Source organism: Bacillus sp. JHAA (genome assembly GCF_036961585.1).
Taxonomy (GTDB): domain Bacteria; phylum Bacillota; class Bacilli; order Bacillales; family Bacillaceae; genus Bacillus; species Bacillus velezensis.
In genome coordinates, this window is sequence record NZ_JBAMDE010000005.1 from 77,990 (window position 1) to 95,327 (window position 17,338).

General features: G+C 44.9%; 22 protein-coding genes and 1 pseudogene. 10 read left to right on the forward strand and 13 right to left on the reverse strand.

Going from position 1 to position 17,338, the window contains the following annotated elements; translation table 11 throughout:
- Window positions 1–3: 3 nt before the first annotated feature.
- The 4 genes from bshB2 to rarD all read right to left on the reverse strand — a co-directional run bounded on the left by bshB2 (window position 4) and on the right by rarD (window position 2,276).
- Window positions 4–669, reverse strand: a complete 666-nt coding sequence (gene bshB2, locus V7728_RS12820; protein ID WP_007407961.1) for a bacillithiol biosynthesis deacetylase BshB2 — start codon at window positions 667–669, stop codon at window positions 4–6.
- A 17-nt stretch (window positions 670–686) separates the two neighbouring features.
- The gene (locus tag V7728_RS12825; protein WP_007611980.1) at window positions 687–1,037 is read right to left on the reverse strand and encodes a YojF family protein; all 351 of its coding nucleotides are present in this window, start codon (window positions 1,035–1,037) and stop codon (window positions 687–689) included.
- Window positions 1,034–1,312: a hypothetical protein gene (locus V7728_RS12830; RefSeq protein WP_003153742.1), complete on the reverse strand. Its 279-nt coding sequence runs from the start codon at window positions 1,310–1,312 to the stop codon at window positions 1,034–1,036. Before V7728_RS12830 ends, V7728_RS12825 begins: the two co-directional genes overlap by 4 nt.
- A gap of 67 nt (window positions 1,313–1,379) precedes the next feature.
- A complete protein-coding gene (rarD, locus tag V7728_RS12835; RefSeq protein WP_012117756.1) occupies window positions 1,380–2,276 on the reverse strand; it encodes an EamA family transporter RarD in 897 nt (298 codons plus the stop codon).
- 97 nt (window positions 2,277–2,373) lie between these two features.
- Here rarD and V7728_RS12840 point away from each other — a divergent pair, with 97 nt between their 5' ends.
- Window positions 2,374–2,838: a spore gernimation protein GerT gene (locus V7728_RS12840; RefSeq protein WP_099566839.1), complete on the forward strand. Its 465-nt coding sequence runs from the start codon at window positions 2,374–2,376 to the stop codon at window positions 2,836–2,838.
- Between the two features lie 34 nt (window positions 2,839–2,872).
- Here V7728_RS12840 and V7728_RS12845 read toward each other — a convergent pair whose 3' ends face one another.
- A complete protein-coding gene (locus V7728_RS12845; protein WP_003153736.1) occupies window positions 2,873–3,112 on the reverse strand; it encodes a hypothetical protein in 240 nt (79 codons plus the stop codon).
- A 202-nt stretch (window positions 3,113–3,314) separates the two neighbouring features.
- On the opposite strand from V7728_RS12845, the gene V7728_RS12850 reads away from it, so the two are divergent.
- Window positions 3,315–3,704: a tautomerase family protein gene (locus tag V7728_RS12850; RefSeq protein ID WP_015240015.1), complete on the forward strand. Its 390-nt coding sequence runs from the start codon at window positions 3,315–3,317 to the stop codon at window positions 3,702–3,704.
- 62 nt (window positions 3,705–3,766) lie between these two features.
- Window positions 3,767–4,119: pseudogene (locus V7728_RS12855) on the forward strand (hypothetical protein).
- Between the two features lie 39 nt (window positions 4,120–4,158).
- Here V7728_RS12855 and V7728_RS12860 read toward each other — a convergent pair.
- Window positions 4,159–4,500 carry a winged helix-turn-helix transcriptional regulator gene (locus tag V7728_RS12860; RefSeq protein ID WP_003153729.1) on the reverse strand — a complete coding sequence of 114 codons (342 nt, stop codon included), beginning with the start codon at window positions 4,498–4,500 and terminating at the stop codon, window positions 4,159–4,161.
- A 127-nt stretch (window positions 4,501–4,627) separates the two neighbouring features.
- Between V7728_RS12860 and V7728_RS12865 the strand changes: the two genes are divergently transcribed.
- Window positions 4,628–5,236, forward strand: a complete 609-nt coding sequence (locus V7728_RS12865) for a nitroreductase family protein (protein ID WP_003153727.1) — start codon at window positions 4,628–4,630, stop codon at window positions 5,234–5,236.
- 43 nt (window positions 5,237–5,279) lie between these two features.
- Here V7728_RS12865 and V7728_RS12870 read toward each other — a convergent pair whose 3' ends face one another.
- Together V7728_RS12870 and V7728_RS12875 are read right to left on the reverse strand one after the other, a co-directional pair.
- Complete coding sequence (locus V7728_RS12870) at window positions 5,280–5,882, reverse strand: alpha/beta hydrolase (protein ID WP_099566840.1); 603 nt, start codon at window positions 5,880–5,882, stop codon at window positions 5,280–5,282.
- Window positions 5,883–5,884: 2 nt separating this feature from the next.
- On the reverse strand, window positions 5,885–6,808 hold the full coding sequence (locus V7728_RS12875; RefSeq protein ID WP_099566841.1) for a ring-cleaving dioxygenase: 924 nt from the start codon (window positions 6,806–6,808) through the stop codon (window positions 5,885–5,887).
- Between the two features lie 185 nt (window positions 6,809–6,993).
- On the opposite strand from V7728_RS12875, the gene V7728_RS12880 reads away from it, so the two are divergent.
- Window positions 6,994–7,194: a DUF3311 domain-containing protein gene (locus tag V7728_RS12880; protein ID WP_003153716.1), complete on the forward strand. Its 201-nt coding sequence runs from the start codon at window positions 6,994–6,996 to the stop codon at window positions 7,192–7,194.
- A complete protein-coding gene (locus tag V7728_RS12885) occupies window positions 7,194–8,684 on the forward strand; it encodes a sodium:solute symporter family protein (protein ID WP_012117763.1) in 1,491 nt (496 codons plus the stop codon). The genes V7728_RS12880 and V7728_RS12885 overlap by 1 nt, the downstream gene beginning before the upstream one ends.
- A 43-nt stretch (window positions 8,685–8,727) precedes the next feature.
- Here the strand turns inward: V7728_RS12885 and V7728_RS12890 are convergent, their stop codons facing one another.
- Together V7728_RS12890 and bglA are read right to left on the reverse strand one after the other, a co-directional pair.
- The gene (locus V7728_RS12890) at window positions 8,728–10,197 is read right to left on the reverse strand and encodes a glycoside hydrolase family 30 protein (RefSeq protein ID WP_099566842.1); all 1,470 of its coding nucleotides are present in this window, start codon (window positions 10,195–10,197) and stop codon (window positions 8,728–8,730) included.
- 148 nt (window positions 10,198–10,345) lie between these two features.
- A complete protein-coding gene (bglA, locus tag V7728_RS12895) occupies window positions 10,346–11,788 on the reverse strand; it encodes a 6-phospho-beta-glucosidase BglA (protein ID WP_099566843.1) in 1,443 nt (480 codons plus the stop codon).
- A 249-nt stretch (window positions 11,789–12,037) separates the two neighbouring features.
- Here bglA and V7728_RS12900 point away from each other — a divergent pair, with 249 nt between their 5' ends.
- Window positions 12,038–12,763 (forward strand): GntR family transcriptional regulator, encoded by a 726-nt coding sequence (locus tag V7728_RS12900; protein WP_007407949.1) that lies wholly within the window; start codon window positions 12,038–12,040, stop codon window positions 12,761–12,763.
- A gap of 60 nt (window positions 12,764–12,823) precedes the next feature.
- On the opposite strand, the gene ctpA is transcribed toward V7728_RS12900, so the two are convergent.
- Window positions 12,824–14,227 (reverse strand): carboxy-terminal processing protease CtpA, encoded by a 1,404-nt coding sequence (gene ctpA, locus V7728_RS12905; protein WP_039254848.1) that lies wholly within the window; start codon window positions 14,225–14,227, stop codon window positions 12,824–12,826.
- Between the two features lie 146 nt (window positions 14,228–14,373).
- Here ctpA and V7728_RS12910 point away from each other — a divergent pair, with 146 nt between their 5' ends.
- Complete coding sequence (locus V7728_RS12910) at window positions 14,374–15,075, forward strand: class I SAM-dependent methyltransferase (protein ID WP_099566844.1); 702 nt, start codon at window positions 14,374–14,376, stop codon at window positions 15,073–15,075.
- Between the two features lie 92 nt (window positions 15,076–15,167).
- Entirely contained in the window at window positions 15,168–15,419 is a 252-nt protein-coding gene (locus tag V7728_RS12915; RefSeq protein WP_007612011.1) for a hypothetical protein, read from the forward strand.
- 43 nt (window positions 15,420–15,462) lie between these two features.
- On the opposite strand, the gene V7728_RS12920 is transcribed toward V7728_RS12915, so the two are convergent.
- Window positions 15,463–16,281, reverse strand: a complete 819-nt coding sequence (locus V7728_RS12920; protein ID WP_007407945.1) for a M15 family metallopeptidase — start codon at window positions 16,279–16,281, stop codon at window positions 15,463–15,465.
- Between the two features lie 83 nt (window positions 16,282–16,364).
- Entirely contained in the window at window positions 16,365–17,063 is a 699-nt protein-coding gene (gene deoD / locus V7728_RS12925; RefSeq protein ID WP_003153702.1) for a purine-nucleoside phosphorylase, read from the reverse strand.
- A 136-nt stretch (window positions 17,064–17,199) separates the two neighbouring features.
- Between deoD and V7728_RS12930 the strand changes: the two genes are divergently transcribed.
- The gene (locus tag V7728_RS12930) at window positions 17,200–17,325 is read left to right on the forward strand and encodes a hypothetical protein (RefSeq protein WP_003153701.1); all 126 of its coding nucleotides are present in this window, start codon (window positions 17,200–17,202) and stop codon (window positions 17,323–17,325) included.
- The last annotated feature ends 13 nt before the right edge of the window (window positions 17,326–17,338 follow it).

Genomic DNA, 17,338 nt, shown 5'->3' on the forward strand with positions numbered 1-17,338 from the left:
TTATCAGTCTTTCCACGGATATGTCCAATACACTTCTTCTTCAAACCATGTCTGAAGAACCGGCTCGTTATTTTTTATTTTTTCTTCCAGCTCTCTCAGCATGCCTTCCGTTTGGGTGCGGTGCGCTTTTAAGGCATTCATTTTAATATCGGCAACCTCTTTAATATCAAGAATGACATCAGGCTTGCCGACGGCTTCCTCCCTGTTGCGGGTGATTGCCATGCAAAGCGTGCGCGGGCGGTCCTCTTTTTTCTTTCTGTAAAGCGCTCTGATAACCGCTTCGCCGCATGCATCATGATCCGGATGGACGCCGTGCTCCGGGTAGAATGTGACAATCAGACTCGGTTTTACATCGTCGATAATCTCTTCCATCATATCCGCGAGCCACTCGTCATCTTCAAATTCAAGTGTTTTATCACGAAGCCCGAGCATTCTCAGGTCAGTAACGTCCATTGCTTTGCATGCGTCGATCAGCTCTTGTTTTCTTAACAGCGGCAGTGTTTCACGGTTCGCGAAAAAAGGATCTCCCATGTTCCGGCCCATTTCGCCAAGCGTTGCGCATGCATACGTAACGGGAATATCTTTTTGTCTGTGTAAAGCAATCAGCCCTGCCACTCCGTATGATTCATCATCAGGGTGAGGCAGGATGACGAGTACATGTTCTTTCATGATTTTCACCCTTTTCTTTAAACTGTAAACGGCTTTTCGCTGATTTGAAGCGAAATCGCCAATTTTCCGCCCGGCAGATGCCCTGCCATTAACAAGCGGTCTTCGTCATCTACTGTATATTCAGTCAGACCTTCTGCGTAAATCCAGCCTTCTTCCGTTTTCAAACCGACGCGGTACGGGCCGTTTCCTTTGATTTTCGCCTGATGGTACGTCACTTTTGCATTGCGTATATAGGCTACAACCGTCATGTTTTTCTCATTCAGATGCGCTGAATAAGAACCGGTCGTTGTTTCCAAATGGATATATACAGGACGATCGGCATATCGCTCTAAAGAAGTTTGCACATCTTCTTTTATGATCGCTTTCATAGCTGCTCCCCTCTTTCTTCTTTTAAAAATTGCAAACGCTTCGTATGTAGTTCAACCAATTCATATTTCTCAATCGGCCGCAGCCGGGAATCTACAATTCGCTGCACCGCCAGAGCAAACTTTTCCTCGGGTGACTTCCGGAGCCTCGGATGTGTTCTTTGATCAAGCAGTTCAAGATCAATTGCCTTCTCCGCTTCTTCAAGAGTTGAAGCCGGGAGAGTGCGGTTATTCCACAGTGCCTGATAGGCTTTTGCTATGTCTTTATCAGTGCCCATTGTACAGCTCCTTTACATACTCGTAATGATTATACATAATTTAAGCTATCGCTGGAAAGCGAAAGGCTTAGCGGCTTTTTATCGGCCGCTTCCATTTTATCTGTGAAAAGGTAAACAAAAGCAATGCTGCCCATATACAAATGAAGGTAAACGCTTTTTGCCCGGAAAACGGTTCATGATACACAAATACGCCGAGCATAAGGGTAATGGTCGGCGCTATATATTGCAAAATGCCGACTTGATACAGCGGCAGACGCTTTGCCCCCTCTGCAAACAGCAACAGCGGCAGGGCCGTAAATACGCCTGCGAAAAATAGGAGCGCCCATGTTCCTGCCCCCAAGGACCCGGAAGTGCTCCCGTCAGCTGTATATCCTAAATAAATAAGTGCAGCCGGGGTAATCAAAAGCGTCTCCAGCGTCAGTCCGATCGTGCTGGACATGCGGGTTCTTTTTTTACATAAGCCGTACAGACCAAAGCTGAATGCAAGCAGCAATGCGATATAAGGAACCGCGCCATATTGAAACGCAGATATGATCACGGCCGCCCCGGCAATAGAAACGGCTGCTGTTTGCATCTTGTTAAGCTTTTCTTTTAAGAATAGGATGCCCAAAAGAACGGAAACGAGCGGATTAATGTAGTACCCGAGACTTGCTTCAAGCAAAAAGCCGTGATTGACGGCCCATATGTACACAAACCAATTAACGGAAATTAAAACGGAAGCGAAAAAAAGCGCCAGCAGGCCCCCTTCCGATTTCAAAAGACGCAGTTCACGCCATCCGGTTTTCCACTTCTTAAGCACAGTTAAAAGCACACACATGAAAACAAATGACCATAAAATCCGGTGAGCTAAAATGTCCAATGCGGGTATTTGTTCAAGAAGTTTCCAGTAGACCGGAAACAGCCCCCACATGGCGAAAGAACAAGCGGTATAAATGATTCCTTTTCTTGCGTTATTCCCTTGCACGGCCTTCCCCTTCCTTTCTGTAAACAGATTATATTATATCACGGGAAGCTTCCGGCGGGCATATACTATGTTGTCCGTTAAGAAAGGGTGAGATGCCGTGTTTGATTGGAACAAATATTTTCCCTTCCAAAATCAGTTCTCTAAAGAAACGTTTAAAAATGCTGATCCGAAAGATGTCGAGACATATGTCAACCGAGTGATGGAAAGCGTATTCGGCGCCGGTTATGCCGGACAGTTCCCTTTTCGCGATCCCATGTCCAAAAATGCCGAGTCGGTCGAAGCGGAACCGCCCAAGCCGGAAATTGACCTGTTTGAAACATCCGATCATGTTTTTGCGAAAATTCCCGCCGAACAAGAGGAACTCGACCGTATCAGGATTAAGCATACGTCACACAGCCTCGTTGTAGAGAACAGCAGTCTGGGAGAAGGAAAAAAAGAAATCGTCCTTCCGAGCCTCGTCAAACGGAAAGGAACAAAAGCAGTCTATAAAGACGGGATGATTGAAGTTATGTTTTCAAAACAGGAAGACTACAATCTATCGGAAGTGGAGATTTTAAGATAAAAAAACGGCCCGCGCGATGCAGGCCGTTTTTTCTTTAATAAAATGGCGGATAACCGCCGGCTCCCGGCCCAAAACCGCCGTATGGGACGCCTCCGTATCCGTAACCGGCGAACCCGTACGGATAGCGGGGTCTTGTGAAACCTGTGGCAATCACGCCTCCGAGAAGACCGCCTAAAAATCCGCCGAATAAAGGAGCGCCGAACAAAAAAGGACTTCTCGCCGGAAATCCGGCAGGACCGAAATTCCCGCGATACAATGCATGACGAGGGTACATGTTTTTCCTCCTTTATGTCTGCCTATTCTTAAGCGTATTCATAAAATGAGGAAATTGATTGGGCGATTGTAACAACATGTGCCTTTCTGTGATATTGCATTAATGTATAAATATTTTGGTTATAATTTGATTACATTTTGATTAACTGTTATACTTTTTTACAAGTTGCGACATGATAAAAAACCATCAGGGGGAATAAAATATGCCATTACTTCGTTTTGACGTTATTGAAGGCCGGGATGACGCAGCATTAAAAAAATTACTGGATACCGCCCATTACGCCATGGTTAAAGCTTTTGACGTCCCTGTAACGGACCGTTATCAGATCGTTCACCAGCATCGGCCTCATGAGCTTATCATTGAAGATACCGGGCTCGGTTTCAAAAGAAGCAAAGATCTTGTCATCATCAGCATTGTCAGCAAAGCGCGCACCGAACATCAAAAAGAAACGTTATATCAACTGATGGCTGATCAGCTTAAAACAGAATGCGGCATATCACCCGAGGACATCATGATTTCCATTACAGAAAACGGGAACGCCGATTGGAGCTTCGGGCTTGGTGAGGCTCAGTTTTTAACCGGGAAACTGTAAAAGGCCTCCCCGCTTGTTCTGAATGATTGCAAACTGAATAAAAGAGGGATGTATGTTGGTTAGTGAGTTATATCCTTTTTTGCGGATTTAAAGGATTAGAGACAAATCCCGTTTATAACGGCGAATATCAAAAAACATTGATATTTGCCCCTGCTGCGGGTTTGAATTCGGCTACAGAGAGGACCATGACGTAAGCTTAGGGTTTATTGTAACGCCTGATCATTTAATTGAAGCGGCATTTCAGTTATACCGGAAACAGTGGATTGAGGGAGGAATGAAACTATTTTCTCCAAATGATGTCCCGGCGGAATGTAAAAATGATCATTTCCTTACATTCGATGCTTTATTAAAGCAATTAAAAGGCTTGAACCTCAATCTGAACAATTTTGATATTAATGGTTTTTATGACGGGTAAACATGATCATTAAGAAAAGGCTGCCTTGGGCAGCCTTTGTTATTCATCACATGTGTCGTTGGCAGATCCCCCGGGCTCGCAAAAACTGTCTGCCCATTTTTGCATTTCCTGAAAAACGGCTTGCAGGGCCATGCCTTTATCAGTCAGTTTATAAATGACTTTGACAGGTGTTTCAGGCAGCACCTGACGCTCGACAATTTCATTTTGTTCCAGCTCTTTGAGCCGCTCCGCGAGCATTTTTTGGCTGATTGTCGGTATCGTTTCGGTCATATCTTTAAATCGTTTCGGCCCGTCCATCAGTACATGGATAATGAGGCCGTTCCAGCGCTTTCCCAAAAGAGAAAAAGCGGATTCCATTTTAGGACACATTGTATATCCCACGTGAGTTCATCCCTTCATCTGAATTGACAAGTTTTTTGTGATCCATTAAAATTAGTTTTCGAGTTACATTTAGTAAGCTTCTAACTTTTCTATTATGATAACACGTTTATCCGAAGGAGGAAACATGATGACATCCGTATTAGACGTTTTAAAAGAACGCGCATCTGTTAAAGAATACGATAAAGACGCGGTCATTACAAAAGAGGAATTAACAGAACTCCTTGAAATCACAACGCAAGCGCCTTCCGCCTGGAACCTTCAGCATTGGCATTTTCAAGTCTTTCACAGTGATGAAGCAAAAGCTGCCCTGCTTCCGGTTGCTTTTAATCAAAAACAGATTATTGATTCATCAGCAGTTATTGCCGTATTAGGCGACTTAAAAGCAAATGAAAATGGTGAAGACGTTTATGCTGAACTGGCTGAGCAAGGCAATATCACAGAAGAGATTAAACAAACGCTTTTAGGCCAGATTAACGGTGCATACCAAAATGATCAGTTTGCCCGTGATTCAGCATTTTTAAACGCTTCTTTAGCAGCGATGCAGCTGATGCTTGCCGCTAAAGCAAAAGGCTACGACACTTGCGCGATCGGCGGATTCAATAAAGAGCAATTCGTTAAGGAATTCGACGTGAGCGAGCGTTTCGTGCCCGTCATGCTGATTTCAATCGGTAAAGCCGTTAAACCGGCGCATAAAAGCAACCGGCTGCCTGTATCTAAAGTGTCAACTTGGCTGTAAGATGAAAGAAACCCTTAGTCCGCTTAAGCAGACTAAGGGTTTTTTATAGGAATCGCTCACTGTACCAGGTTCGTGCCTGCTCTGCTTCCTGCTGTGTGAGCTGATGACCGCCCTCCTGCCAAACAAGAGAAACGGATGCATGGGCATCTATCAGATACTGATAAAGCTCCTCCGATTCTTCTTTTGTACATAGAGGATCGCGTTTTCCCGCACCGATAAACACAGGCAGCCCTTCCATATCAGGCAGCTTCACTCCGCGTATCGGCACCATCGGATGATGCAGAACCGCTCCTTTCAGTACATCTTTATAATGTAACAAAAGACTTGCTGCAATATTGGCGCCGTTTGAATAGCCGGCAGCAATCACGTTTTCTCTGCTGAATCCGTACATTTGCGCCGCTTCATCAATAAAATTCTTTAATTCTTCCGTCCGTTCAATTAAATCTTTCTCGTCAAATACGCCTTCTTTCAGCCGCTTAAAAAAACGGGGCATGCCGTTTTCCGACACTGATCCTCTGACACCGAGCAGACTTGCGTTCGGATCGATAAAACGTCCGAGCGACAGAAGATCATGTTCATTTCCTCCTGTTCCGTGCAAAAGCAGCAGAACATTTTCTGACGTTCCCTGTTCAAACACATGTTTCATCATCATTCTCCTTTCTCCATTTTGGGCAGAACAGCTGTAATCTGGCTGCGATGCTCTTCCAGCCATTCCGGAAGCTTCAGCTCTGTTCCGAGATTTTCAAAGGATTCATCCGTCATAAACCCCGGTTCATCGGTTGCCATTTCAAATAAAATGCCGCCGCTTTCTCTGAAATAGATTGAAGTAAAGTAAGACCTGTCAAGAATGTCAGATGAAGCAAGATGAGAATCAGCAAGAATATCCTTCCATTCCGCCTGCTCTTTTTCGCTAGTGCGGAAAGCGACATGATGAACCGTCCCGTAACCGCCGATACCTGCTTCTTTCGGCGCGAGATCAACATCTATAATATGTCCGATCCGCGCCTCCGATTGCAGCCTGACAATCTGATGTTCTTCTCCTGTCTTTGAATAACCGAAGCGTTCTATGAGAAATTTAATGGTTGCTTCAGGACGGTACGAGTACAGAAGAACACCTCTCATGCCTGTGATCGCTTCTTTTTCAGTAATGCCCGCAGGAGTCCATTCACTCTGTCCGCTTCTTTCATCTTCCATTATGGCAAGCGGCAGGTCTTCTGTATCATTAAAGAGAAGGACTTGTTCAGACAGCATGATCTGTTCTTTTACAGACAAGCCATTTTCTTCAAGCCGGCGCTTCCAAAACGCGAGTGCTCCTCTCGGCACGGAGAAATAAATTCTTCCGGCCTGCCCTTTTCCCACGGTTCCCGGGCGGCTTCCCTGAAAAGGAAAAAATGTAATGATCGTGCCCGGCTCTCCGTTTTGGTTGCCGAAATAAAAGTGATAAGTGGCCGGGTCGTCAAAATTAACGGTTTTTTTAACGAGCCGCAAACCCAGCACTTCAGTATAAAACCGAAGATTTTCAGCAGGATCTTTTGCAAATGCGGTAACATGGTGCAATCCTTGCGTATTCAATGTATTCACTCCTAAATATCTTGATTTCGAGATATTAACTATTTTAATTTAATATGAATGAAGATGCAACTAAAGTGTTTCAGTTAAAAAAGTAATAGAATTCTTTTTTTTCTGAAAAATATCTTGTGATCTTATCTGACACCTGCTATGATAAGGAGCATTATCAAGTTTCAGGAGGAAAGTAAATGGTCAGAAAAGCACTAATTTTCGTTCTCATCTTAATCCCTTTCAGCCAGCTGGCCCTGCTGTCAGTCGCTAATCGGGTTCATCCGATCATTATCGGGCTGCCTTTTTTTCATTTCTGGCTGCTTTTATGGATCGCAGTCACTCCATTATGTTCGTTTCTTATTTATAGGCTGCAGAAGAAACAAGGAGGACTGGACTGATGCCCGCAAATATAACAGCATTGATCATTACAGCCGTCATCGTTTTAACCGTTGTCTGTATCGGCTTTATAGCCGGGAGAGACAAATCATCACGCACTTCTGTTGAGGAATGGTCTGTCGGCGGCAGACGGTTCGGGGGGCTCCTCGTCTGGTTTTTAGTCGGCGCGGATCTCTATACGGCTTATACGTTTTTAGGCTTAACAAGCACAGCCTACACAGGGGGAAGCGTTGCTTTTTTTGCAATCCCGTATTCTGTTTTGGCGTATTTTATCGCTTATTTCTTCTTGCCGAAGCTGTGGAAGGTGGCAAAAATACACAAATTAACGACGCTTGCCGATTATGCCCGTGAGCGTTTTGACAGTAAACTTTTGGCCAGTCTTGTCGCCATTGTCGGCGTTCTTATGCTCATTCCTTATATTTGTCTCCAGCTGAGCGGAATTCAAGATACGCTTCAGGTGGCCGGAACGGGTGTCATTAATGTCAATATGGTCGTCATCATCTCTTTTATTCTTGTAGCGCTGTATACTTTTTTCAGCGGAATTAAAGGGCCGACGTTTACGGCGATTATTAAAGACATTCTCGTGTGGGTGATTATGCTGTTTATGGTCGTGTCACTCCCGCTGATCCATTTTCACGGCTGGACGCCGATGATTCACACTTTGGCTGAAAAAGCGCCGCAAATGCTGACGATCCCGGACTCGGGGCCGAAAGGAATTCCTTGGTTTATCACAGCTTCCATCGTATCTGCGCTGGCGCTCTTTATGTGGGCGCATGCGGCAACCGGCGTATTTACGGCAAAAAGCGCAGATGCCGTCCGCAAAAACAGCATGTTTCTGCCGCTTTATAATATTGTTTTGATTCTTGTTATTTTTCTCGGCTTTATCGCGTTTCTTGTCCTGCCGGAAGATACCAATCCGCGGCTTGCTTTATTGAAGCTGATTCAAACGTCTTACGGCGGAGTCGCGCAGGGCTTTGCTTACTCCACGATTGCCCTTGCGTCATTGATTCCCTGCTCTATCATGGCCATCGGAGCATCAAACTTATTTGCGAATAACTTATATCGGGATTTGATTCACCCGAATGTGTCACCAAGCAAGCTGACGATGATCACCCGTTCAATGGTATTTGTCGTCATCGGACTCGCGCTTTTATTCGGCATGCTGTTCCCGACTGCGCTCGTTACCCTTCAGCTTCTCGGTGTTTCCGGCATGGTTCAGATCTTTCCGGCTATCGCCGTCAGTCTGTTTTGGAAGAATCAAACGAAAGAAGCGACAATTATCGGTCTTCTCGTCGGTCTTATCGTGACATTCACGGTAAATATCACCCAATCCGCCCACGGTATATATGAAGGCTTTTGGGGTTTGACCGCTAACATGGCAGCCGTTATTATCCTTAACCCGTTTTTTGTAAAAAAAGCGGCTTCAAACGCCGTCAAAGACGGTTTATTCAATAAAGCGCCTTCTGATCAACTGAACCAAAAAGGCGCTTAACAGAAAGAAGCCGGCACGTAAATGTGCCGGTTTTTTACTTTTTTCACTTCCATTTGTAGGTAGCCACAGTTTTAGCCGGGATGACAGCTTCAAACTGCCGATTTTCTGAAACGACATGGAATTTTTGATCGGCGGATGTCTGGTTGATTATGACTGTCACAATGGATTGATCAGGATTAAGGAACGATACATTCGAGACTGTGTTTTTGGAGCCGTAATTACTTTCTATCCGCTTTGCTCCCCGGTCGATAAATTTTGAAAAGTTGCCTGTCATATGAAAGATCGGGATATTCCAATAGCGGTCAGGGTTTTTAGCATCCTGAATAAACAGCGTCGGGTCTGGGGTGCCTATCCAATGATGCGTCTTGATTTGACTGTCGAGCATCGTCACCCACGCATTGTAGCTCGACGCGCCGTTGCGGAAATACTGCGCGATCCGGTCCGCCCCTGCCGTCCCCCAGACAGACCGCTCCGTTAAGTGAATAGATTTATCAGGATATCTCTTTCCGATTTCCGACATGACGGAAAGGTCACCGTCATAATCGTGAAAAGCGATACCGTCTGCGGCACGGTTTCCTTTTTTATCATCTAAAATCGGCGGAATATAGTTCCACGCCCCGCTCGCATTGTGATCATAAATCCAAATTTTCGTGTCAATTACATGTTGTTTCATTTCTTTTTTTAAGGCCAGTGCCAGTTTGCGCTGCTGAGACGGCGGCATATACATGCTCGGATAGTCGATTTCCAGCAAAGGTTCATTTTGAAGGGTCATGGCATAAATCGGAATTCCTTGCTTTTCGTACGCCTCAATAAATTTGCGGAAGTAAACGGCCAGTGCGCCGATATATTTATCTTTCAGCTTTCCCCGCTTGAGGTTTTCATTCGTTTTCATCCAAGCCGGCGGACTCCACGGTGAGGCAATGATTTTCAGTTCCGGATTTATCGCCAGCGCTTCCTTGATGGTTGCTGTAATGTGTAAATCAATATCCTTTTGGATCGAGAAATGACGGAGCTTAGGATCTGTTTGGCCTTCAGGCATATCGTCATACGTATAAAATTCCTGTGCCGTAAAATCAGATGTCCCGATCGTTATGCGCATAACGTCCATTCCGATACCATCTTTGGGATCAACGAGTTTTTTCAGCACTTCCTTTCTTTTTGCGGGTGTCATTTTTGATAAATTATGGATTGTGGATTCTTCCAGGGACGATCCTACGCCTAACACATTTTGATAGCGGCGCGACGGATCAATATACACAGCGGCGGAGTCAGAAGCCTTCTTTTTTGTCAATGTAAGCGGTGTTTGTTCGTCTAAGGCGTATTTCACTTCCAGCGGCCCGTCATACCACGTACGGGAAGCCGGATCTTTTTCAGAACTGAACCACACCCTTACTTTGTTTTTGTCTGAAGCCTTCCGATCAGCCGCATACACTTCGGTTTCCATGCTGCTTGATATGAAAAAGAAAAACATAAGAAAAACCAGCGTCATGTGCAGACCTTTTTTAAAAAACATGAACCACCATCCCTTTCCTTATTTTTATAAGCGATCTGTAAATGAAAAGCCGGACACTCACCTCCTTCCCACTCGAATGAATACGCTTTCGAAATTACTGATAAAAAGCCGGCTTCACACAACGGTGAAGCCTTCCCTTTTTACACCTTTAAGATACATATGAGCCGTTTGTTTCAATCACTTTTTTATACCATTCAAATGAGTCTTTCTTAAGCCGCCTCATTGAACCGTTGCCTTCATTATCCCGATCAACATAAATCATGCCGTAGCGTTTTTTCATTTCTCCGGTTGTAAATGACACGATATCAATAATTCCCCATGGTGTATAGCCCATTACATCCACACCATCATATGTGATTGCTTTTTTCAAAGCATTTATATGTGACGATAAATATTCAATTCTTGAAGTGTCATGAATTGAACCGTCCTCTTCTAATGTGTCGATGGCGCCGAATCCGTTTTCCACGATAAATAATGGAATCTGGTAGCGGTCGTATAAGCGGTTTAATGTGTACCGTAAACCGGTCGGGTCAATCGCCCAGCCCCAATCACTCGCTGTAATATAAGGATTTTCCACGCCGTTTGGCAATCCTCCGTTTACGACATCTCCGGTATTATCGTTTGATACATCACTTTTTACGGTTGTAGACATGTAATAGCTGAATCCGAGGTAGTCCACTCGGCCGTTTTTCAAAATCTCTTCATCACCGTCTTCAAAGTGTATCTGATAGCCTTCTCTTTCAAACTCTTTTAACGCATAGCTTGGATAATATCCGCGAACCTGCACGTCCGGGAAGAAAAAACGCTGTCTCATCGTTTCTTCAGCCAGCATCACATCGTCGGGGTGAGATGAGTACGGGTAAATCGGAACATGTGATACCATCGCGCCGATCCTGAACTCAGGATTGATGTCTCTTCCCTTCGAAACAGCCAATGCGCTTGCCAGCAGTTCGTGATGGCCGGCCTGATACATGACTTCTTTTGCGTTTTCGTTTTCTTTGACGGCGACGCCCGAGTTCGTCCATAAAAAGATCGGATTATTCACATCCATCTTATTATTGATTTCGTTAAACGTCATCCAATACTTCACCTTATGTTTATAGCGTTCAAAACACACTTCAGCGAATTTTACAAAAAGTCCGACTGTTTTTCTGTTTCTGAAACCGCCGTATTCTCTCGCCAAATGCAGCGGCATCTCAAAATGTGACAACGTGATTACCGGTTCAATCCCATGTTTCAGCAATTCATCAAACACCCGGTCGTAAAAAGCCAATCCTTCCTCATTGGGCTCGGCTTCATCACCTTTAGGAAAAATTCTGCTCCAGCCGATGGACGTTCTTAAACATTTCAGGCCCAGCTCGCTGAATAATGCGATGTCCTCTTTATAACGATGATAAAAATCGATCGCTTCATGATTCGGATAAAATTCCCGCTCTTCAATTGTATCTGTTATTTTCCGGGGCACACCATGCGCGCCTGCCGTCATGACGTCTACTACACTCGGCCCCTTGCCGCCTTTATTCCATCCCCCTTCAAATTGGTGGGCGGCCAGAGCGCCTCCCCATAAAAAATCTTTTGGCAATGTCCCCATCGTTTATATCCTCCTTTATTTGACTGCCGCTTGCATGCCGAATAAATGCACTGCAGCCGCTTCAAGCATCCGCTTCGCAAGTGCAGAAGAATGCCTGCCTTTATTTTCATATTATACGTTTACATTATAATTGTACCGGTATAATTTATCAATACATAAACAATTATAGTTAATTTACGAAATGGCTTTTAAAAACGATTATGCTATAATTCTGGAAGAAGCGGGACAATAAATGAATGAGGAATGTATATGTTAAAATACCAGCAAATCGCGATAGATATTGAAAAATACATAGAAGAACATCAGCTGCAGCAAGGGGATAAACTGCCTGTGCTGCAAACCTTAATGAGCCGGTTTAACGTGAGCAAAAGCACGATCACCAAGTCCTTAGATTTATTAGAAAAAAAGGGGATTGTGTTTCAAGTGAGGGGAAGCGGCATTTTTGTCAGACGGAATAAAAGAAAAGGGTATATCAGTCTGCTTTCTAATCAGGGATTTAAAGAATCACTTGAAGATTTTAATGTCACTTCCAAATTATTAGCGCTGGAAGTGAGAAAACCCACGCCTGAGGCTGCCCAAAATCTGAATATGCCGCCTGACGGCGACGTGTATTATGTCAAGCGAATCCGATATATTGATGGGCTGACATTGTGTATCGAAGAGTCATTTTACAACAAATCGATTATTACGTATTTGAATAAAGAGATCGTGGCAGAATCAATATTTGATTATATTAGAGAAGGTCTCGGGTTAAAGCGCGGTTTTTCAGATTTATATCTGTACGCGGGGATGTTAAATGAGGAAGAAGCGGAGTACTTAGGTCTGTTTACAGGAGCGCCTAAGCTTTGTGTTGAAACGATTTTTCATTTAACCAACGGCCAGCCGTTTGACTTCTCAAAAGTCACCTATCACTATGAGCAATCACAGTTTTTCATTCAGGCGAACAGCCACCTTTTTGAACAGGAAACGACATAAGACGGGCTTTTCGCAAACAGAAAACACCCAATGCGCGAGCGGCGCATCGGGTGTTTTTTACTATTTCATATTCTTATTTAATGTTTCAACGGCTTTTTTCATTTGTGTATCGTTGTCCGCAAGCTGTTTTTGCAGATCCGTCATCAATTTTGCCGTTGTGTCTCCCTTTATAATGCCTGTTTGTTTCAGTTTCTCTTTTGCTTGGAATTGTTTAACGGCTTGTTCAAATGCTTTATCATACGTGCCGTTTACTTTCACGCTGTACCCCAGCGCTTTCAGCATTTTTTGCGCATTGGTGACGGTGGTTCCGGAATCCCCGTATTTGTATGTTTTTTTCGCATCTAAATACGGCAGGTTCGCATATTCAGGAAGCTTAACCTGATATTGCGGTTTGATGCCTTTTTTATGAATCCACTCTCCGTCCGCTGTCAGCCATTTAGCGATTGTCAGTTTAACGGTAGAACCGTCGCTGTAATCTTTTGCCGTCTGCACGGTTCCTTTTCCGAACGTTTTCTCGCCGATCAGCGGAATGCCCGATGATTCATGCAGCGCAGCCGACATGATTTCCGCGGCGCTCGCGGTGCCGTCATTGACGAGGACGACTGTCGGTTTTGTCACTTTTCGCTCTTTCGTCGCTTTCATGACTTCTTTCGTGCCGTCTTTGTATTCGACCTGCATGATATTTTTCCCTTTATCGATAAACATGTTGCTCATTTTGATGGCTTCATCCATCAGTCCGCCCGGGTTGCCCCTTAAATCGAGAATGTATCCTTTCGCTCCTTGTTTTTCGAGGCTGTCAATGGCTGAATTCAGCTCTTTTGCCGTCGATTCGGAGAAGGATGTGATTTGGATTTCGCCGATGTCTCCTTTTTTCATTTCAGAGTACACCGTTTCAACCGGAATGGTGTCACGTTTGATCGACAGGTTCAGATCGCCGACACCCGCTCTGTGCAGCACAAGCTTGACGTTTGTTCCCTTTTTGCCGCGGATTAATGCGACGGCTTCGTTTACATTAAGGCCTTTAACGCTTTTGCCGTTGACCTTCAAGATCTGGTCATTCGGTTTAACCCCCGCTTTTTCCGCGGGTGACCCTTTAATCGGCGATACGATCAGGATGCTGCCGTCCTTTTCTTCCACTTGTGCGCCGATGCCTTCAAACGAAGCGGAAATGGTTTCTTCAAAAGACTTTCCTTCCTGCGGGTCCATATAAGAAGAATATGGATCATCCAGGGAACTGATCATGCCTTTTATCGCTCCGTCTACTAATTTGCTGTCATCTGTTTTTTGATAGTAATCACTTTTAATCTGCTCGTAGGCTTTATTGAATTTCTCAAATTTGCTGTTCGTCAAAGCAGCCGAGCCTTGTCCGAAAATGGTCGTATTGCCCGTGATAAACAGCGTAAGCGCCGAGGCTGCGACCGCGGTGATCAATATAATAAAAAACAGTTTAAATTGCCGCTTCAAGAAAACACCACCTTTTTATTCTTACATTATTATCATAGACGAACGCTCATTCGTCAACTTCAAACGTGAGGCGCCCTTCTTTCCCGTTTACCCAAACCTATGCTTTTCTCTCAACATATGCTGAGGAAAAAAGGAGGATTCGGCCTTTGAGCAAATATTTAGAAATGCTGTCCTTATTCGGAGTCGGAGGGGCTCACCCCGGCGGGCTCGCTTTTTCCAAAGCCGTTCTCACAAAAGCGGCTCCTCCTCCTGGCGAACCGATTCTTGACGCCGGCTGCGGAACGGGACAGACGGCCGCTTATCTCGGCCACCTGCTGTACCCCGTCACCTGTGTTGATAAGGATCCCCTTATGCTTGAAAAAGCAGCAAAACGATTTGCCGCTGAAGGCTTAACCATTCCGGGCTATTTGGCGGAGCTTGAGCGGCTTCCGTTTGCTGAAAATCAATTTTCCGCCGTTCTTTCCGAATCAGTTCTCACCTTTTCAAATCTTGATTCATCGCTGTCTGAAATCCTGCGGGTCCTTAAACCCGGGGGTATGCTGATCGGCATTGAAGCTGCTTTACAAAAGCCCATGCCGGAAAACGCCATCACGCAGATAAAAGACTTCTACGGTTTTACCGTATTGCAGGATGAAACGGCATGGAAACAGAGATTGCTTAAGCAAGGCTTTCAGAAAGCGGATTTCATTCCCGCTGTCTTTGAAAACAATGCGCAGGAGCCGACTACAGAAATGGATTTATCGCCCGTTATTCAGCCGGTTCACTACGATACGCTGACGGCTCATTACGAGCTTATGCAGACGTACCGTGAATATATGGGACACTGCGCTTTTGTCGCTTACAAGTAAAACGGCGATTGTCCTCCTGTTTTCGTCCAACCTTTTTACCGCACTCTATCATAAGCTGACATAGAAAGATAGGTTGGATAGGAGGAGAAAAGATGCAAAACTATTATCATCTTTGCCGGCAGCACCAAGGAAAAGTAGCAAGAATTACAGAACGAAACGGCAGAGTCCACGTCGGAAGAATCGTACGGGTGACTAACAGCAAAGTGTATATCGCCCCTGTCGGCGGCCGTCACAGAGGATACGGGTTCGGCTATTGGGGAGGCTGGGGAGGCTGGGGAGCAGCCTACGGTATCGGCCTTGGTTTAATTACCGGATTTGCGCTTGGAGGTTTACTCTTCTGGTAATAAAGAAAGCCCGCTTTCTATTTTTCAAGCGGGCTTCTTCTTATTACACTTTCTTTACTTCATTAAAATATTCTTCAAGCGTTAATTGATGGTCATGGATGGCTTTTGCCGCTTTTTTGCCTACATAGCGTAAATGCCATGGTTCATACTCATACTTTGTGACATTTTCTTTGCCTTTAGGATAGCGGATGATAAAGCCGTATTCATACGCATGGTCTTTCACCCATTTGCCGTCCGCCGTGTTTCCGAACGCTTCATTCAGCTCATATCCGTTGCTTTTGCTGGAAATGTCCATGGCAAGCCCCGTCTGGTGTTCGCTTTGCCCTGGATATGCGACGGCTTCTTTCGCCTTTTTTTCACCTTTCAGACTGACTTCATTATCGAAAATAACTTTCTGTCTGTCATAAGAGCGGTATCCTGAAACGGCAACCAGGTCATAACCTTCTTTTTTCCCGGCGCTGAATAGTTCCGCCAAAGCATCGGCGGCAGGTTTGCGGATATATCGTTTCTCGATTTTCTCAGTAAAAGAAAATTCGACTTTCGGGATCACGAGATCATTCGGTTTATAATCTCCCGGCAGCGTGTATGTCTTATTCACGAGCGCAAGTGTATTTGTCGGGTTTTGAATGGTCTCAAGCCCGTTCACTTCTTTAATATCATTAAAATATTTGCTCTCCAATACAAAATCGCTGTTTTCTGCCTTCGTTGTTTTTTTGCTTGATGTGTCATCTGATTGTTTTGTTTCAGCTGCTGTTTTTGTGTCCTTGTGGCTGTCGCCGCCTGAAATGCTGCAGCCGGTTCCCACGATTGCGGTTACGCTGAGAGCGGCAGCGAGCGAGAACCATTTAGTGGATTTCTTCATTTTACACTTACCTTTCTTTTTTTGAATCAGGGCGATGCATAAAGAAGAGGGCTGCTTTAATCAGCATAACCCTCATCTCAAGTTTACGATACAGTATGCAGCGCCAGTTTAATCATATCATGAAAAGTCGTTTGACGCTCTTCTGCCGTTGTTTCTTCTCCCGTTAATACGTGATCGCTTACAGTCAGGATAGACAGCGCTTTTTTGCCGTATTTAGCGGCAAGCGTATATAAAGCAGTCGTTTCCATCTCTACGCCGAGAACGCCGTATCTGGCAAGCTTTTCGATTTGGGAGTCTTCATTGTAAAACTGATCGGCGGTGAATACGCTTCCGACCGCTACGGGAAGATTGTTTTTTTGCGCTTCCTGGTACGCTTTATGAAGCAGTTCGAAGTCTGCGCAAGGAGCATAATCTACACTGCCGAAGGCGACACGGTTCATCTGTGAATCAGTTGAAGACGTCATAGCCAAAATCACGTCACGCACCTTCACGTCATTACGGATGGCTCCGCATGAGCCGACTCTGATTAAGTTTTGAACATCATAGCTTTGAATCAGTTCATTCACATAAATAGAGATAGACGGAACACCCATGCCGGTGCCTTGGACTGATACTTTTTTGCCGTTATATGTACCCGTAAATCCGTACATTCCTCTGACTTCATTATAGCATTCCACATTTTCAAGATAAGTTTCCGCAATAAATTTCGCTCGGAGCGGATCTCCCGGCAAAAGCACTGTATCCGCAATTTGGCCTTTTTCTGCGTTTATATGTACACTCATTTCCTTTTCCTCCTGCCTATTCAAACTCCCACCCATTGTACACTGAATAACGGTAAGAGACAATCATCAGCATGATCAGGGCGATCTTGGGCAGAATATGCGGGATGACAAGCCTAAAGAAAAAGGAGTGAACATAATGGGCAAAAAACAGCGCAACCGGGTGACCGGCCAGAAAAAGAACAATCACGTGCCCGTTTCAGACGTCATTGCAGCTGATGAAGCGCATGGAAAAGAGCATTCCGCCGCTAAACGGAAGCCTTAACACTGTCTTTCCC

Excerpts from the sequence above, each read along its gene's own strand:
- bshB2 (WP_007407961.1), bottom strand. The coding sequence starts at position 669 with ATGAAAGAACATGTACTCGTCATCCTGCCTCACCCTGATGATGAATCA.
- V7728_RS12825 (WP_007611980.1), bottom strand. The coding sequence starts at position 1,037 with ATGAAAGCGATCATAAAAGAAGATGTGCAAACTTCTTTAGAGCGATAT.
- V7728_RS12830 (WP_003153742.1), bottom strand. The coding sequence starts at position 1,312 with ATGGGCACTGATAAAGACATAGCAAAAGCCTATCAGGCACTGTGGAAT.
- V7728_RS12845 (WP_003153736.1), bottom strand. The coding sequence starts at position 3,112 with ATGTACCCTCGTCATGCATTGTATCGCGGGAATTTCGGTCCTGCCGGA.
- V7728_RS12850 (WP_015240015.1), top strand. The coding sequence starts at position 3,315 with ATGCCATTACTTCGTTTTGACGTTATTGAAGGCCGGGATGACGCAGCA.
- V7728_RS12865 (WP_003153727.1), top strand. The coding sequence starts at position 4,628 with ATGACATCCGTATTAGACGTTTTAAAAGAACGCGCATCTGTTAAAGAA.
- V7728_RS12870 (WP_099566840.1), bottom strand. The coding sequence starts at position 5,882 with ATGAAACATGTGTTTGAACAGGGAACGTCAGAAAATGTTCTGCTGCTT.
- V7728_RS12880 (WP_003153716.1), top strand. The coding sequence starts at position 6,994 with ATGGTCAGAAAAGCACTAATTTTCGTTCTCATCTTAATCCCTTTCAGC.
- V7728_RS12885 (WP_012117763.1), top strand. The coding sequence starts at position 7,194 with ATGCCCGCAAATATAACAGCATTGATCATTACAGCCGTCATCGTTTTA.
- V7728_RS12890 (WP_099566842.1), bottom strand. The coding sequence starts at position 10,197 with ATGTTTTTTAAAAAAGGTCTGCACATGACGCTGGTTTTTCTTATGTTT.
- bglA (WP_099566843.1), bottom strand. The coding sequence starts at position 11,788 with ATGGGGACATTGCCAAAAGATTTTTTATGGGGAGGCGCTCTGGCCGCC.
- V7728_RS12900 (WP_007407949.1), top strand. The coding sequence starts at position 12,038 with ATGTTAAAATACCAGCAAATCGCGATAGATATTGAAAAATACATAGAA.
- V7728_RS12915 (WP_007612011.1), top strand. The coding sequence starts at position 15,168 with ATGCAAAACTATTATCATCTTTGCCGGCAGCACCAAGGAAAAGTAGCA.
- V7728_RS12920 (WP_007407945.1), bottom strand. The coding sequence starts at position 16,281 with ATGAAGAAATCCACTAAATGGTTCTCGCTCGCTGCCGCTCTCAGCGTA.
- deoD (WP_003153702.1), bottom strand. The coding sequence starts at position 17,063 with ATGAGTGTACATATAAACGCAGAAAAAGGCCAAATTGCGGATACAGTG.
- V7728_RS12930 (WP_003153701.1), top strand. The coding sequence starts at position 17,200 with ATGGGCAAAAAACAGCGCAACCGGGTGACCGGCCAGAAAAAGAACAAT.